Source organism: Xylanibacter oryzae DSM 17970 (genome assembly GCF_000585355.1).
Taxonomy (GTDB): Bacteria; Bacteroidota; Bacteroidia; order Bacteroidales; family Bacteroidaceae; genus Prevotella; species Prevotella oryzae.
Map to the genome: position 1 here is coordinate 3271150 of NZ_KK073873.1, position 16842 is coordinate 3287991.

The 16842-nt window shown below is 38.4% G+C and carries 15 protein-coding genes; 9 read left to right on the plus strand and 6 right to left on the minus strand.

What is annotated here, in order from left to right:
- Positions 1–5 precede the first annotated feature (5 nt).
- From XYLOR_RS13090 to XYLOR_RS13100, 4 genes are all read left to right on the plus strand, one after another.
- Positions 6–929: a FimB/Mfa2 family fimbrial subunit gene (locus XYLOR_RS13090; RefSeq protein ID WP_245602025.1), complete on the plus strand. Its 924-nt coding sequence runs from the start codon at positions 6–8 to the stop codon at positions 927–929.
- A gap of 29 nt (positions 930–958) precedes the next feature.
- Entirely contained in the window at positions 959–2689 is a 1731-nt protein-coding gene (locus XYLOR_RS13095; protein WP_154655740.1) for a DUF4906 domain-containing protein, read from the plus strand.
- A 21-nt stretch (positions 2690–2710) separates the two neighbouring features.
- Positions 2711–2857: a hypothetical protein gene (locus XYLOR_RS13875; RefSeq protein ID WP_154655741.1), complete on the plus strand. Its 147-nt coding sequence runs from the start codon at positions 2711–2713 to the stop codon at positions 2855–2857.
- Between the two features lie 94 nt (positions 2858–2951).
- Positions 2952–3650: a sensor histidine kinase gene (locus XYLOR_RS13100; RefSeq protein WP_051509018.1), complete on the plus strand. Its 699-nt coding sequence runs from the start codon at positions 2952–2954 to the stop codon at positions 3648–3650.
- A gap of 21 nt (positions 3651–3671) precedes the next feature.
- Here the strand turns inward: XYLOR_RS13100 and XYLOR_RS13105 are convergent, their stop codons facing one another.
- The 6 genes from XYLOR_RS13105 to XYLOR_RS13130 all read right to left on the minus strand — a co-directional run bounded on the left by XYLOR_RS13105 (position 3672) and on the right by XYLOR_RS13130 (position 9998).
- Positions 3672–4400: a M15 family metallopeptidase gene (locus XYLOR_RS13105; protein ID WP_036880340.1), complete on the minus strand. Its 729-nt coding sequence runs from the start codon at positions 4398–4400 to the stop codon at positions 3672–3674.
- A gap of 204 nt (positions 4401–4604) precedes the next feature.
- On the minus strand, positions 4605–5597 hold the full coding sequence (rhuM, locus tag XYLOR_RS13110) for a virulence RhuM family protein (RefSeq protein WP_036880343.1): 993 nt from the start codon (positions 5595–5597) through the stop codon (positions 4605–4607).
- Positions 5598–5780: 183 nt separating this feature from the next.
- Positions 5781–7310, minus strand: coding sequence for a carboxypeptidase-like regulatory domain-containing protein (locus tag XYLOR_RS13115; RefSeq protein WP_036880346.1), 1530 nt, complete (start codon positions 7308–7310; stop codon positions 5781–5783).
- A 14-nt stretch (positions 7311–7324) separates the two neighbouring features.
- The gene (locus tag XYLOR_RS13120; protein ID WP_051509020.1) at positions 7325–8167 is read right to left on the minus strand and encodes a FecR family protein; all 843 of its coding nucleotides are present in this window, start codon (positions 8165–8167) and stop codon (positions 7325–7327) included.
- A 3-nt stretch (positions 8168–8170) separates the two neighbouring features.
- Positions 8171–8722 (minus strand): RNA polymerase sigma-70 factor, encoded by a 552-nt coding sequence (locus XYLOR_RS13125; RefSeq protein WP_036880348.1) that lies wholly within the window; start codon positions 8720–8722, stop codon positions 8171–8173.
- Positions 8723–8732: 10 nt separating this feature from the next.
- Positions 8733–9998, minus strand: a complete 1266-nt coding sequence (locus XYLOR_RS13130; protein ID WP_036880351.1) for a carboxypeptidase-like regulatory domain-containing protein — start codon at positions 9996–9998, stop codon at positions 8733–8735.
- 282 nt (positions 9999–10280) lie between these two features.
- Here XYLOR_RS13130 and XYLOR_RS13135 point away from each other — a divergent pair, with 282 nt between their 5' ends.
- The 5 genes from XYLOR_RS13135 to XYLOR_RS13155 all read left to right on the plus strand — a co-directional run bounded on the left by XYLOR_RS13135 (position 10281) and on the right by XYLOR_RS13155 (position 16603).
- Entirely contained in the window at positions 10281–11207 is a 927-nt protein-coding gene (locus XYLOR_RS13135) for an alpha/beta hydrolase (RefSeq protein ID WP_036880354.1), read from the plus strand.
- 167 nt (positions 11208–11374) lie between these two features.
- Positions 11375–13939 (plus strand): adenosylcobalamin-dependent ribonucleoside-diphosphate reductase, encoded by a 2565-nt coding sequence (locus XYLOR_RS13140; protein WP_036880360.1) that lies wholly within the window; start codon positions 11375–11377, stop codon positions 13937–13939.
- Positions 13940–13954: 15 nt separating this feature from the next.
- A complete protein-coding gene (gene folB, locus XYLOR_RS13145) occupies positions 13955–14335 on the plus strand; it encodes a dihydroneopterin aldolase (protein ID WP_036880363.1) in 381 nt (126 codons plus the stop codon).
- An 85-nt stretch (positions 14336–14420) separates the two neighbouring features.
- Complete coding sequence (locus tag XYLOR_RS13150; protein ID WP_036880365.1) at positions 14421–15692, plus strand: N-acetylmuramoyl-L-alanine amidase family protein; 1272 nt, start codon at positions 14421–14423, stop codon at positions 15690–15692.
- 8 nt (positions 15693–15700) lie between these two features.
- A complete protein-coding gene (locus XYLOR_RS13155) occupies positions 15701–16603 on the plus strand; it encodes an MlaD family protein (RefSeq protein WP_036880367.1) in 903 nt (300 codons plus the stop codon).
- Positions 16604–16842 lie beyond the last annotated feature (239 nt).

A 16842-nucleotide genomic window follows, 5' to 3' on the forward strand; every position in this document is an offset into this window, starting at 1 on the left:
TGATTATGAAGTTAAGGTATTGCAAAGAGTTACAGCTGTTCTGGCTTGTTCTGCTATTTACAATGACATCTTGCATAGACGAGAATTTCTCGAACTGTGTACAATGCTCAGTAAGTGTATCAGCAAGAGACAGTATAGGCAGACCGCTTCCCACAGCATTAAGTGGTAACCTAAAGGCATATCTATTCATAAATGGTAAATTTGACCGTATCGTAACCTCCGAACCTGATGGCAACTATCTGCTGAGCTACGACAGTCGTCTGGGCTCGGTATCACTTGTAACGATCGGCACTTCAGCGAGGGACAGTGTCGTGATGCATACCCCGTCAGAGGGCGATGATATAGGCCTGATGTCGGCCGGTGTAAAATTGGACTCAGTCACAGGCAAATACATCCTGCCCTCATCCCTCTATTATGGAGTATACAACTATACTTCAGGCCAGCAGGGAAATAATACAACCCAGGCCAGCATCGTAATGCTTAACAAGCCTGTAACATTAAGAGTGGTTGTACGCCAGCTCAAGGAAACCTTTGGATATGGCTCTTATAGTGTCGTCATTTCAGGCTTTCGCAGTATGATGACCTTTACCGGTCAGATTACGGGTGATTCAATAGATTACAGTCCACAGTCTGCGTTTGATAGCAACAATCAGCTTGTAACAGAAGATGTCCGTTCGTTCCCCAACAAGACAGGCGAGCATGTAACAGTATCAGTCTATAAAACCTCCAATGCAGGCAAGTCAGATACCCGAGCCTCTAATCCTACAACTGGAACCTTGATATGGAGTACTGATCGTGATAAGGATGGTAACTATGTATCTCTAAACTCAGGTGACAATAAAGTAATAATATTAGACTGTGGCCGTAAAGAAATCTCAATGAGTGTTATCCCATGGAATGAATATGCGCGGAGTATAGTAATCCCATAACATAATCACATAATAGGAAAATAATATAGATGAAGGAATCACTTAATATAGTAAGTAAGCGAAGTAAAGCAAGAATCCTAATAACATATTTATCGGTTCTGTCAATGATATTATTATCATCATGCAGTACTGTAGATATGTCAGAGATGCCAGCTGATCAGGTATCGCTAACCGTAAATATAAGTAAGCAAAGCCCTACAATAGTAACACGAGCCATAAGTGATGCCATAGATAATGTCAATATACTTGTATTTGATGGTCAGGGTAATCTTGTAGGCAGCGCCTATACCTTGACAAGTCCAACTTCTGTTACTTTGCCTGTAAGGGTTAGTAACGGCTGTACAATATGTGCTGTAGCAAATACAGGCAGTGGTTCATATCTTGACGGTATAAGTACCCTTACCGAGTTGAGAGCAAAGGTTACGACACCTGTAGCAGATCCTGCATCAACATTAAGTATAATGTATGGTGAGACACCAAACGTGACAATAACAAATTCAACAGCAACGCAGTCTGTATTAGTTAAACGTATTTACAGCAGATACACATTTACGATAACTCCATCAAGTGATATAACAATAACCGATTATCAGCTGTGTAACGTCCCTAATGAATGCTTTATCGCACCGGGTAGTTCAAGTAATCCAACTACAGGTTACAGCGGTATAAATTATAATTCTGTTACAACATCAGCCTCTGCGGGTAGCGTAGTTACTGCAGGGCCTTATTATGTACTTGAGAATATTGCGGGTAAGAATAGTTCAATAACAGCCGCAGAACAGCGAATAAGCGCCAATGCCCCATCCGGTGCTTCTTATATATTGATAAATGCAAAAAGAGATACAGGCTGGGGAACAGGTTGGAAATCAACCTATCGTATACATCTAGGTGGCGTAACAAGTGCTGCAATACCTGTTATAGACTGTACGGATTTTAATATTTATCGTGGCTATGACTATAACTGCAATATATCAGTATCTGGTAGCGGAACAAATGATGCGAGGGTAACGTATTCTCCATACACTACAAGAACTGATATCTATACAGGTGATGCTATTGTAGGAAACTATCTTTATTCAGACGGGACATCCGGTACAACATTTAAATCAGGGCAGATAGTTGGTGTTATTTATTCTAAGGAATTGACAACTGAACAGTACACAAATGGTTACAGGCATGGCAAGGTTTTGGCTCTTAAAAATGCTAATGGAGGTATTTATTCTAGTTGGTCAAATCCCGCTACATCTATTAATCCCTCAACATGGAGTACAACATTAAAGACGGCTTACGAAGATATCGCTAGTGGTTATGTAGGTACAATAGACAAGAGTATGGCCAATACATCCACAAACTATGCTTATTATTATTGCCGTAATTATAGTGATGGAACAACAAAGTCTTTTGCAAACAGCGGCTGGTATCTTCCAAGCGTAGGCGATTGGTGGGATGTGGCTGCAAATTTAGGTGTCTTTACAGATGCACAGAAAACAACCATAAAGTCAAGCCAGATCAATACTACAACTCTTGGCGCATATATGATACAGAGTTTAGATGGAACATATTTTACTTCATTGAACACAAAATTATCAGTAGCCGGTGGAAATCAAATAACTCCGGGATCTAGTGCCTATTTTTTTTGGTCAGCTAGTGAGAGTAGTAGTAGTAACGCTATAAGCTTCTTCTTCGACAGTTCGAGCGTTAGTTTGCACAACGATGGTAAGGCTTACAACAACTATGTTAGAGCAGTCTTGGCATTTTAATCTATTGAATGTGATAATTTAATGAACAAAATCATTTCCAAGTTTCTATCATTATACGATTGTAGAGAATATATAACAAGCATCATGTATGTAATTATGATGAACGAAGAAATAGATATGGGTCGACTCGATTCCTTCCCATTCCTATTATCTCGCAGTGGCGATTAATCAGTTCTCGGTGGAGACAATTCGTGTTGTCACCTGTGGTCGTGAGATTACAGCGGTCATAAATTACGGCATGATGCTTTTAAAATAAAATATCATGAGAATAAAAGAGAAGTCATTAGAAACGGAGCATGCAGGAGGCATAAAGAATGCCTTTCTGCACAATATGAATCATGAGATACGTACGCCTCTCAATTCGATAGTAGGATTTATGCAGCTATTGGATACAGATATAACCACTGAAGAGCATGACCTCTTTGTTGGTATCATACATCAGAATACCGAACTGCTGGTACATATGATAGACAATATGCTCCTGATGGCCTCTCTTGAATGTGGTGAATACCTCACATCCCCAATAGAGTTTGATGTCAGCTCGCTGATGCACGATCTAACAGAAAGCCTGCAAGGTTATATACATGCAGGCGTAGAATTGAAAGTAAATGTACACGAACCGCAGTATGTATGCTTAGACCTAAACAGCTTGAGACGAGTACTAAAAGGGTTGATAATAAATGCCGACAAGTTTACACCCACAGGCACCATAACAGTAGACTATAATATAGACGGCGATATTCTTAATGTATCAGTAACTGATACCGGCATAGGTATAGCCGCAGAAGACCAGAAAAAAATATTTGGTAAGTTCGAAAAACTAGACCAGTTCTCTCAGGGCTTAGGATTAGGCCTGCCGATATGCAAATCTATAGTAGAAAAGTTAGGCGGCAGGATAGGAGTGGAGTCAGAACCCGGATGCGGTTCTACATTCCGTTTTTCTGTTACCACCATCAGCTGATTATTAATTTACGGCATATTGTTACTTTTCAAAATGCTGATAATCTTGATGACTCCGCCAAGCACCTCCCCAACGAAATCCGTGTTTGATGAAAAGTCGATAACATAGGTCTTTGCGGTCTATCTTATAACTGAAGTTCCGAAATCTGTCAGCATAGGCTTTTCCGTTCTTCGGCTTCACGAATATGCCGTTATGGCTCACCTTTACATATGGGTTGTAAAGCGGATTTATATCTATTGCTAATCCTTTGGCATGCTTAGATAAACTTTTTCCACCTGTCATGGCACGAAAATTGAAGCATGAAGTATTGTTGTGTGACATCGATAGCTCATCATCTGCATGATATTCATCAATGAGTATCATTCTCTCTATAGGATAATGTGCAGCAAACAGATCTCTGAAAATTCCGACCAAGTCGGCGGCAATAGTTTTGTTACATATCAGTTCACCTATACGAATCTGTCCCGACAGCGTGTAATGTAGCACTTTGATATATCTCAGACTGCTTCTTGGTATAGTACAATTACTCTTATACGACTTATTATAGATTCTTTTGTAGATTGCATCACTGATCAAATTGCTGCTGAAACAGCGATTGATGCCAAAATGGTTTACGCCCTCCATTGATACTATATCACCTGCGTGCCATTGGCTCAGAGCCGCAATGTCATTGCTGTCTTTTGCATATACTGTTATCGATGAAAGCAGTAATAGAGTTAGACAGAAAATATTATTTTGAAAGTATTTCATAATTTAATTAATCTATAGTTTGCGTAGTCTTAAGCATTAATACCATTTATTCTGATCCCGTAATATATTCTTTATTACAACATTCTCAAAAGAATATTGTATATGATTATCATTCTAACGTGCTATGTATAATGCATATATTAGTAACCTGACTCTAAAAACTGTTTGATAGTAAAATTTCTGTTTTAGAAGCGGTGGGTTTTATCATGGCTTTAGCTTTTTAATCTCCTTGTCAAAATCAGATAAATAATTATCGTCTTGTGTTTTTCGGAAAACCTCGTATTCTTGTTCCGCCTTTAACTTTGCTTCCAAAGCTGTGACTTTACCGTTATCAGCCAATATAGGATAATCAGACAGTTCTAGAAAACGATCCAAAAAATCAACCCATTGCTGCATGGTGGTCAATGTGTTTCTTTTTGCACGATCTTCTGCCAAATCCAAATATGCAGAGACTAGACGGTTGAGGGTTTCCACATGTGCCTTACTCAAATAGTTTTTTGCTACAGTAACGTCCGATTTCAATATTTTTCTGTCAGGAGCTTGCTTCCATGTAGTTAGTCCCATATATAGTTTTGTTGCATCAGCAGAGGTATAGATTATTTCTGCTGCGGTCTTACCTGTTATCGCCCAATGCAGTTTGTTCTGCACAGTAGTGAAGAAATCTTTTGTTATCGGTGAATTCTTGTCATAGTCAGAAGACAGTGCATAAATGTCTGTTATCTTCTGATAGAACCGCCGTTCACTTGCCCGTATTTCTCGAATACGCTCCAATAGTTCATCAAAATAATCTTTTCCGAACGCCTGTCCGTTTTTCAATCGTTCATCATCTAAAACGAATCCTTTGATGATAAATTCACGCAATGTATTGGTTGCCCATATTCTGAACTGTGTTGCTTGATAACTGTTTACACGATAGCCTACTGCAATAATTGCGTCAAGATGATAAAAATCTAATTCTCTAGAAACCTGCCTATTACCTTCTTTTTGAACTATCCGGATTTTCCGGATAGTTACGGATTTATCTAATTCTTTTTGTAAGTAAATATTTTTCAAATGCTCGTTTACTGTACGAACATCCACACCAAACAATTCAGCTATTCGCTTTTGCGTAAGCCAAAATGTTCCGTCTTCGTACTGCACTTGTACGCTGATATTACCAGTTGAGGTCTTATATATTATGATGTTTGATTCTTGCATGAGTTTTCTCTAAAAGTCTTTCTATTATATATTTCTATTTGCTATAAAATTCTCTTATTTACATTGGCTACAAAGTTAATAAAATATTTTATAAAAATAAAGTATAATGTTATTGAATGAACTTTTGTGAATAAATTTAGATGCAGTAAGCTGTGGAAGCTATATTTGAGAATGTCAATGCTTTTACTGGCCTAGCATTTCTTCTACTTTAAGTGCTATTTTCCCTATCGACTCGCTGATATTATTTTCCATAGGGATTACATTCATGTTCTCCCAAAAATCAGCATCATACACATAGTTGGTATCATTAAAGATATTAGTCTTTGAAATCAATTCGTCCTTATTATATTTTGCGACATTGACGGTATCTATATTGCATGTAGCCATCTCAAACCAAATGTGTATATGCGAAGTTCCAAAAAGTTTGTGTTTTTTCTTTACTTTAAAGTTCAAATCACCTCTTACGTAATTGACATAATAACGGTCGCCTATCTGCTTGTAAGATACATTATAAGATATCTTTTGAGGAGTTATGCTTATATATTTGCTCTTTCTTTGTACAAAAATATCTGTTGCTGACTCCACATACCGTGGGTTGATTTCAAATTTGGCACCTAGTAATGCGTAGTTATCAGCATCAACGTACAGTTCTCCGCAACATAGAGGATCGGTTATGTTATGTTTTTGCTCAAAATATATTGTGTTTGCAGTTCGGTTGTCAATAGTAGTAACTCCTGTCGAAAAGTAATTATAGTCGTTGTTGGGCAGTTCCATAAAGTCGGGCGAACTTTTTATTATATCAAGCATCATGCATGCTTCTATCCCCGCCTTAATCTTTGCTACTATAGAGTCCTTATTATTTTCCAGAGAAATATTGCGTTTTTTAAGTAGTTTTACTTGTTCTGTCTCATGTGATAAGTATTGCGGCTTATAGATATTGAATACACCTTCGCTTAATCTAACAAACCGGTCGTTATTATCTACACCTTCTCTATAGAATGTGGTTTCGCGGTAAGGCGTCTGAGGATAATTCAGCTTCATTCGTCTCCGCATTTCCTTCAGCAGTTGCAATGGGTTTGTCATCCTTATCACAATCTCTTGCAGCGTAGTGATATATTCTTGCAATTCTATTGTACATTTCTGTTGCTTTAATACTTCAATCGCCACTTCTTTTGTCTGAAACCCTATATGTGAGAATTTTATAGTCTGATGACTCAACGAGTCGGGTATAGACAATCTGTAATCCCCATTGCTATTTGCCACGCTACCTATAGATGTGCCTTTAATGCTGACTGATGCATTGGCTAAAGGTTTTCGCGTCGCCATGTCTATTATATTTCCTTCGAGTACCGTATAACCGGCATGGATTTTTACTGCCTCAGGTTTGTTCCTATCTATATGCCTATTGATAAGTATATGATCACCTATTTCTTTTAATTCAATTCCGTTTTCACCGATGATTGTTTCTACCGCCTGCTTCAAGGTATAATCACCGCGACTTATTTTGGCCTTCTTCTCATTATTTATAACATTACTGTCATAAATAAACATTTTGTTAGTCTTCCTAGTTAGCATTTCAAGCAGTTCATACACCTTCCCTTTCGATTTCGCGATGTGCAAAATCTGATTATTATGCTGTGCCATAACCATGATGCAGTTTGTCATCAATAGTATTATAGCCGTGAGGATAAGTCTATGACCAGCTAATCTCATAATTTATGCTGTTTTTACTTTATAAGTATCACTTTTCCATATTCGATATATTGTAGATGTAAAGCCTCGCTCAGAAGCATAGCCATCGTATTGGGACTGTCATTCGCAAATGCTACTGTGAGCCTGCGATTCTGAGCTTCTTCTGATGCTTTTATTTCCTTGCCATCATTTATCGTATTTATTGCTTTTAGAATGTTACACAACTTTTCATCTTTGAACCGTATATTGCTATTGTATTTTTTCATATCCTTGTTGTCTGTCAATTTGTATCTGTACAGTTCATTCTTCTCAAGTCGCACCATCTCGCCAGCCTTGACAAGTGCTATGCTACCATTTTTCTTGTCGGTAACTTTCACCAATCCCCGATAAACGCCCAGTTCAAAAGCTCCGTTTCTATTGCATTTTACATTGAAGCATGTTCCCAGAACTTGTATTATCATATCCTTTGTATTGATAATAAACGGATGGTATTTATGATGAGTGACATCAAAAAGAGCTTCTCCATCGAGTTCTACTTTACGCGCATTACTTGTAAAATGTGTTGGATATCTCAATGTTGAATTACCCGAAATATATACGGTAGAATTATCCTCAAGTGTCTTTACCAACGCTGTCCGACTGTCGCCGTTATACTGAGATAAAAGTTTGTCGGCTCTGCCTGTCTTATTTGAAATCTGCCATGGTATCATGACCACCAACAGAACCACTGCAGCTACAGCTACTGCACTCCAAACCACCATACTCACAGTTCGCGCTTTGTGTTTATGCTCCACTAGCAGCCCGTCCCGGTCAAGTCTGTCATACAACTTATTCCAAGCCGCTCCGGTCTTATTTTGATATTTTTCTTTGTTCATCATTATTTACGAATTAAAATATGTTTCTATTTCTGCTTTTAGAGTCTTAAGTGTCTTTGTGATGTCGGCTTCCACTGTTTTGACAGATATTTGTAGAGTCTCAGCTATCTCTTTGTATTTCTTACCCTCTGTACGCTGCATGACGAATATCTGCCTGCATCTATCGGGTAATTTAGCCAAAGTCTCTTTTACCAAACCTTCGAGTTCGCTTATTTCCATCTGCTGTTGAGGGTTGGGCGAACTGTCATCATCACTTTGATTGTTCTTTTCTGAAGCATTATATCTGTTTACTACATTATGGTGCTCAGCATACTGTATTGATTGGTTTCGTACTGCATTATACAGATAGCCGCCAAGTGAATGTAGTACAGGCAAAGAACTGCGATTCTTCCATATCACATAGAATAGTTCCTGCACTATTTCTTCGGCATCATTTTTGTCTTTCAGGATGCAGGAAGCATACATACAAAGAGGTGCGTAGTATTTGTCAAACACCTCTTTGAATGCCGCTATGTCGCTATTCTTTATTTTTGTGAGTAAGAGTATATCGCTCAGCATAATGTAGTGGTCAGTTGTTCATGTCTTTATGTTGTTTTTTCAACTTGGTTACAGCCTTGTCGAGTGATTCTGTCGGGGCCAGTATATTGTAGTTTCCCCAAAAATCTTCATCATAGAAAGCCTTAACTTTATCAGTGAACGAGTCGTCTTCTTTGAATGACTCTCTGTATGGTATTTTCTCAACATTATTGTCATCCTTGTCTGTTACCACCATTTCGGATACTACACCGTAGCTGGTATGGAATAGTCTTTTCTTCCAGTTGCATTTGAATTTGACCTCATTGCGCATGTAACTGAGACACATCTTACCATTACGCTCCTCGTAATTGATAAGGAAAGTAAGTTCTTGTGGCTTGAATACGAGTCCGAAAGGTTTTTTCTTCAGAATGGTTTGAGTAACCTTATTCTTATCACTCATATCAAGTGACAACTCAGCTCTGGTTACTGCTAGACTCTCCTTGTCGATATACAATTTACCTTCAAACAATGCATATTCAAGATTAACCATAGGCTTGAATGATATTACATATTGTATACGATGATCTATATATACAGGTTTCTCCATCATAAAACTATAGTAGTTGAGTGTGCTCTCGTCAAGAAATCCATCAGGATTTTTAACCACATCCATATATGCTGACATATTAGGGCCGCCGATTAGTCTCACTGCAAGGGTATCGCTGGCTTTTTCGCTGAGCAGTTTGCGACCTTTTATAACCTGCACACGGTCGCTGTTGGCATTGCGTACATTATATCCTGTCTTAAACATGTGTACTACAGCCTCAGATATATTGATATAATGATTGCCTTTACGAGCTGTCTCCCTGTAAAATCCAGTCAGAAGTGTTGGTGTAGTTCCATAATTTTTGTCAATGTTGCGGATGGCCTGTGCTACAATATTACGTGATACAGAAGCTTCAACTACAACTTCGTCTAGAAGATTCTGCTTTGGTTTGAGCCATATTACAGCATTGTCGATGTTTTCTTCACCTATATTCATCCAACTGTTTGAATATCCTATTAGCGAAACTACGATGGCGTTGGCCTTTGTAGATTTCTTAATTTTAAGAGTGAATTCTCCGTCCTCATTTGTAACAGTACCTATATTAGTACCGTTGACAGATACATTGGCAAATTCCACAGCCTTCTTGTTAGACTGACTTTTTACTATTCCACTTACTGTAAAATAGTCATCCGTCTGAGCGCTTGATGTAAGCGTACCTGCTATCATTGTGAAAAGCAGAATACCGATTGCTCTACTGATAAATGTTTTCATGACCTTAACTTTTTTGGTTTAACTTTGTTTTTCCTCTCTATTGATAAGATAGGTCAGATAGCAAATACCCTACGAAAAAGTGAGATTATTTTCGGTTTTATAAAGTATATGGCAAATATATTACAAAAATCCATTCGGTCGTACTATTATTAACATCTATTAATTAGCATATCTGCGTACAGCAAAAAACGTACGTGCAAAATTTGCGTATACAATATTATTATCCGGCTTTCTTAAAATAATTTGCTATATTTGCAGACTTTAATAAGATAATCAAAGAATATGAAGATAAAGCATTTATTAATTGTCCTGATATCGGTAGTGATGTTGACATCTTGTGCTACCGGGAAAGCTACTCTTTCGAAAAAGATCAATGTGCAAATGTCAGAGACTACAGTTTTAGAAAATGATGTTGCGTATAAGATGGTTGCAGATACTGCAATCAGACTTGACATATATACTAATCGTGATGACAGCGCACGACTGAAACCGGTGGTGGTCTTCATACATGGTGGCAGTTGGATACATGGTAATAAAAATGAGATAAGAAATTCGTATCGTATGGCACTATGCAATGCTTTGATAAATGAACATTGCGCTGTCGTGTCTATAAATTATCGATTGGCTGACGGTGTAAACAGTACTTTTGATGAAGAACTGGCCGACTGCCGTGATGCAGTGAAATGGGTGAGACGCAATGCTGCAAAATATAACTTCGACGGTAATAAAATAGGATTATGGGGCACTTCGGCAGGCGCACATTTGTCTATGGTGGTTGGATATCAGCCTACCGACTCCACCCGTATACGGTTTGTTATGGATAATTTCGGCCCTGCTAATCTAAACAGTCTCTTTATGACAGATCTAACACCTCTTGGGTTAGGTATAGCCCGAATTGCTTTGCCCGGATTATATAATGAGCGACAGCTGATGATGAAAATTTTTCATGATGACTATTGTACACGCTACTCTCCTGTAAATATGGCCGGATGGTATGCAGTACCGACATTAATTCAGCATGGAGATAAGGATAAACTTGTACCGATTGGTGAATCATATGAGTTGAAGAAAGTGCTTCAACGAATGGGCATACCTTATGATATGTATGTATTAAGAGGCGCAGTACATGCTTTTCCAGGCTTAACTCAAAAACAGATTGACGACATCGTAGAACAGTCGATGAATTTTGTAAAGGAACATTTCAAGTAGTAGTAAGTTACTCTTTAATGGAAACTTCTATTGAGCTATTTATGAAAAAGTTATCCGTTTTGGGAAACTTTTATTAGAAAATTAAAGATAAAATATACCAGAAATGATTATGCGTTTCCATAAAAAGATTGTATATTTGCATCCACAATTCTAATATAGTAAGCATAATGGAAAATTTAAAGACATACAAGTTTGATGAGGCTTTCGAGGCTTCATTAGATTATTTTGGCGGTGATGAACTTGCTGCCCGGGTGTGGGTAAACAAGTATGCCATGAAAGACGGTTTGGGCAATATCTACGAGAAGAGTCCTGTAGATATGCACTGGCGTATAGCTAATGAGATAGCTCGTATAGAGAAAAAATACAAGAATCCTTTGTCAGCACAGGATGTCTTTGATCTGCTAGATCATTTCCGCTATATTGTTCCGGCAGGAAGTCCGATGACTGGTATAGGTAATAATCATCAGGTGGCTTCATTGTCTAACTGCTTTGTTATCGGTCTTGATGGTGATGCAGATTCTTATGGTGCTATTCTGCGTATTGACGAAGAACAGGTACAGTTGATGAAAAGACGTGGAGGTGTAGGTCATGATTTGTCTCACATACGTCCAAAAGGTTCACCTGTAAATAATTCGGCTCTTACGTCTACAGGTCTTGTTCCGTTTATGGAGAGATACAGCAATAGTACCCGTGAGGTAGCCCAGGATGGCAGACGTGGCGCATTGATGTTGTCGGTTAGCATAAAGCACCCTGACAGTGAGGCTTTTATTGACGCAAAGATGACCGAAGGCAAGGTTACAGGAGCGAATGTGTCTGTAAAACTTGATGACGAATTTATGCGCGATGCAGTAGAAGACAAACCTTATATACAGCAATTCCCTACGAATGGCAAGAATCCGCTTATTAAGAAAAGTATATCAGCTAAGACATTATGGCAGAAAATTGTGCATAACGCATGGAAGAGCGCAGAGCCTGGTGTCCTGTTTTGGGATACAATTATTCGTGAGAGCCTGCCTGACTGTTATGCTGATCTTGGTTTCCGCACAGTAAGTACAAACCCTTGTGGTGAAATTCCTCTATGTCCTTATGACTCTTGCAGACTGCTGTCAATCAATCTATATTCGTATGTAGTTAATCCATTTACAAAAGATGCTTATTTCGATTATGAGCTGTTTAAAAAACATGTAGCTTTGGCTCAGCGCATGATGGATGACATCGTCGACTTAGAACTGGAGAAGATCGAACAGATAAAAAATAAGATTAAACATGATCCTCAAAGTGAAGAGGTGAAAGGCACAGAATATCATCTGTGGGAGAAAATATATAACAAGAGCGGTATGGGACGCCGTACCGGTGTTGGTATCACAGCAGAAGGTGATATGATTGCTGCTATGGGCTTATGTTATGGTACCGATAAGGCTACAGACTTCTCTGTCAACGTTCATAAGACTCTGGCTTTGTCTGCTTACGGTTCTAGTGTGCAGATGGCAAAGGAGCGCGGGGCATTCGAAATATATGATGCAAAGAGAGAAGAGAATAATCCTTTTGTAAAGCGCATCAAAGAAGCAGATCCAAAACTTTATGAAGACATGACTAAATACGGTCGTCGTAATATTGCCTGTCTTACTATAGCACCTACAGGTACTACAAGTTTGATGACACAGACAACAAGTGGTATAGAGCCAGTTTTCATGCCTGTATATAAGCGTCGCCGAAAGGTTAATCCAAATGATACGGATGTTCATGTTGACTTTATTGATGAAGTTGGCGACTCTTATGAGGAATATATCGTTTATCACCGTAAGTTCCTTACATGGATGACTATAAATGGTTATGATACTAATAAGAAATATACGCAGGAGGAAATAGACGACCTCGTTGCCAAGTCTCCTTATTTCAAAGCTACCGCTAATGACGTAGACTGGCTTATGAAAGTCCGTATGCAAGGTGCTATACAGAAATGGGTGGATCACTCTATCAGTGTTACTATAAATCTTCCGAATAATGTAGATGAGGCTCTTGTTAACCGTCTTTATGTTGAGGCATGGAAATCCGGTTGTAAGGGTTGTACAGTATATCGTGATGGTTCACGTTCAGGTGTTATGGTTTCTGTAGACAAGAAAAAAGAGGAAAAGAAGGCCGTAACTATTAATCCTGATTCAATGCCTTGTAAACCGCCACAGGTAACAGAAGTTCGTCCTCAGGAGTTGGATTGCGACGTAGTTCGTTTCCAGAATAATAAGGAAAAGTGGGTAGCTTTTGTAGGATTGCTTAATGGTTATCCTTATGAGATATTTACTGGTCTGCAGGATGATGATGAAGGCATTGTGCTGCCTAAGACTACAACAAAGGGCCGCATAATTAAAAGAACCAATGAGGATGGCTCTCATCGTTATGACTTCCAGTTTGAGAACAAACGTGGATATAAGACAACGGTAGAGGGACTTAGCGAGAAATTCAATCCTGAATATTGGAATTATGCAAAATTGATATCCGGGGTGTTACGTTATCGTATGCCTATTGATCATGTTATCAAGTTGGTGGGTTCATTACAATTGGCTTCTGAGAGCATCAATACATGGAAGAACGGTGTTGAGCGTGCTTTGAAAAAATATGTGATAGACGGAACCGAAGCTGAAGGACAGAAGTGTCCCGTATGCGGACATGAGAGTCTGGTATATCAAGAGGGATGTCTTATCTGCAAGAATTGCGGAGCATCGCGTTGCGGATAATCTGACAGTGTGATTATGAAGGTGGAATCATCTTATATATACATCAAGAATCTTCGTCTGCATTCGTTTCATGGCGTTTTGCCTCAAGAGCGACTAACAGGCAATGACTATATATTGAATCTACGGGTGAAATATCCCGTAGGTTCTGCTTTGATTTCAGATAGGGTGGAGGATACTCTTAATTATGCCACTATGTGTGATATGATAACAGTAGAGATGGAAAAACCTTCTGCCCTTATAGAAAATGCAGCCTACAGGATATGTAAAAGACTGTTTAAGGATATGCCAAAAATAGAATCCGTCGATATTTCTATTACTAAAATTAATCCTCCGATGGAGGCAGATTGTGATGGTGCAGGCATAGAATTACACTTAATAAATGATAAAACTATTTGAAAGGTCTAAGTTTACAACTTATTTTTATTAACTTTGCACTTTAGTAGTTCCCTTATAGATGGTAATGATTGATTGTTGATAAGTTATGTTAAGAAAGATAATATATTTATTTACTATTCTTATATTTTCTGCTTCTTTATCTTTTGGAGCGGATCATCGTTTTACACTTGTTATTGATGCTGGGCACGGAGGTCATGATGCCGGTGCGCTTGGCGCTTTTTCAAAAGAGAAAAATATAAATCTTAATGTAGCTTTGGCTTTCGGCAGATTTGTGGAGAGAAATTGTCCCGATGTACGTGTCGTATATACACGAAAGACGGATGTCTTCATTCCGCTTGATGACCGTGCTGATATAGCTAACCGAAATAAGGCAGACCTTTTTGTCTCGATTCATACTAATGCATTGCCGGATGGAAGGATAGCACGTGGGCTTGAAACGTATACTCTCGGTATGGCACGTGCACAGGCTAATCTTGATGTGGCAAAACGTGAGAACTCTGTAATCTTGGTGGAGAAGGATTATAAGCTGCATTATAAGGGGTTTGACCCAAACTCTTCAGAGAGTTATATAATGTTTGAATTCATGCAAGATAAGTATATGGAGAAAAGTGTAGAACTGGCAAAGATGGTCCAGAGAAACGTATGTAGCTGCGCCAACCGACCAGACAAAGGCGTGCATCAGGCCGGTTTCCTTGTACTTCGAAAAACTTCTATGCCAAGTTGCCTTATAGAACTAGGTTTTATTACTACACCAGATGAGGAACAGATGCTTAATTCAGAAAGCGGTATCGAAAATCTTGCTAAAGGAATATATAATGCTTTTGTGAGTTATAAAAAAAAATTCGATTCGGCAATATCCGTCCCATACAAAACCTATCAACCGGACGAAATAAACATACCGACAATAGTACCAGACAACGAAATAAGTCAACCAATACAAGCAAAAAGAGAACCGATGCCTGTAAACAAACCGGAAGTGGAAAAACAGGACTCGGACAGCAAAACGGAAATGCCGGACGTAAACAACGTGACTGTCACACAATCAGTAACTTCAAAAAGTGCTAATGAGGAGAATGAAGACTCTGATACACTTTCGTTTAGAATTCAGGTGCTTGCAAGTAGCAGAATGTTAAGGCCGGGCAGTCAGCAGTTTAACTCTATGACAGGCCTTGACTATTATCAGGAGGATGGAATGTTCAAATATACTTATGGATCTTCGTCTAACTATAATGAGATATATCGTTTGAGAAAAACTATCATTGATAAGTTTCCAGAGGCATTCATAGTAGCTTTCAAGGGAACGAAAAAGATAAATATCAATGAGGCAATACAAGAATATAAGTCAAATAGGAAATAATATAGATTATGAAATACTTCAGTAAAGAGGTCCGCATAGGACTCGTCGCAATAGCAGGAATAGTAGTACTTTTCTTTGGGTTGAAATATCTAAAGGGACTTAATCTATTCTCTACAGGCAATAAATATTATATAGAATTCACTGATATCAGTGGATTGACTGTGTCAAGTCCTGTATATGCTGACGGTTACAAGGTCGGTGTCGTAAAAAAGATAGAATATGATTATGACCATCGTGGGGATATAAATACAGAGGTTGAAATTGATCAAAATCTGCGCATACCAAAGGGTAGTAGTGCTGAGATAGTAAGTGATGTGCTTGGTAATGTGAAGATCAATATGTTGTTTTCTAACAATCCTCGTGAGCGTATACTCCCTGGTGAAAGAATACAGGGCGGTATTAATTCAGGAACACTCGGCAAAGTGGCCGATATGGTACCTGCAATCGAGAAGATGCTACCTAAGTTGGATTCGATCCTTACTAGCGTTAACACTCTGCTTGCTGATCCTGCTTTAGCTGCATCTCTGCACAACGTTAAAACCATTACTTCTAATCTTACGGTTTCAACCCGTGAACTGAATGTACTAATGGCACAATTAAATAGAGATGTGCCTGGTATGGTTACTCGTGCTAATGGTGTGCTTGATAATACTAATAAGTTGACTCGTAAACTGAGCGATGTGGATGTAGAGGGTACGATGAACAGCGTGAATGCAACATTAAACAATGTTAGAGAGCTTTCTGAAAGGTTGAATAGTAATGAAGGTACTTTGGGACTGCTTATGAGAGATCCTTCGTTGTATAACAATCTTAATAGCACTATGCGTGATGCTGATTCGCTGATGATAAATCTGAAGCAACATCCTAAAAGATATGTGCATTTCTCTGTGTTCGGAAAAAAAGATAAATGATTGTAGTTATTTGAAATTTGTATAAATACCGAATGGGACTTTATTAATAAAACAAAATCGTTCTAAATTGCTTAAAATATAATCGTTTTGAGGTATTTTACCTGTTCTACAAATAAGACTGGTCTTGGTTTAATGAAAATTCGTAACATATTGATTCACAACATTATCGGAATTTACAAGTGTCTTAAGTTGTAAATTATCATGAAAAATGGTATAAAGTGCGGACTTCTAGATAGTTA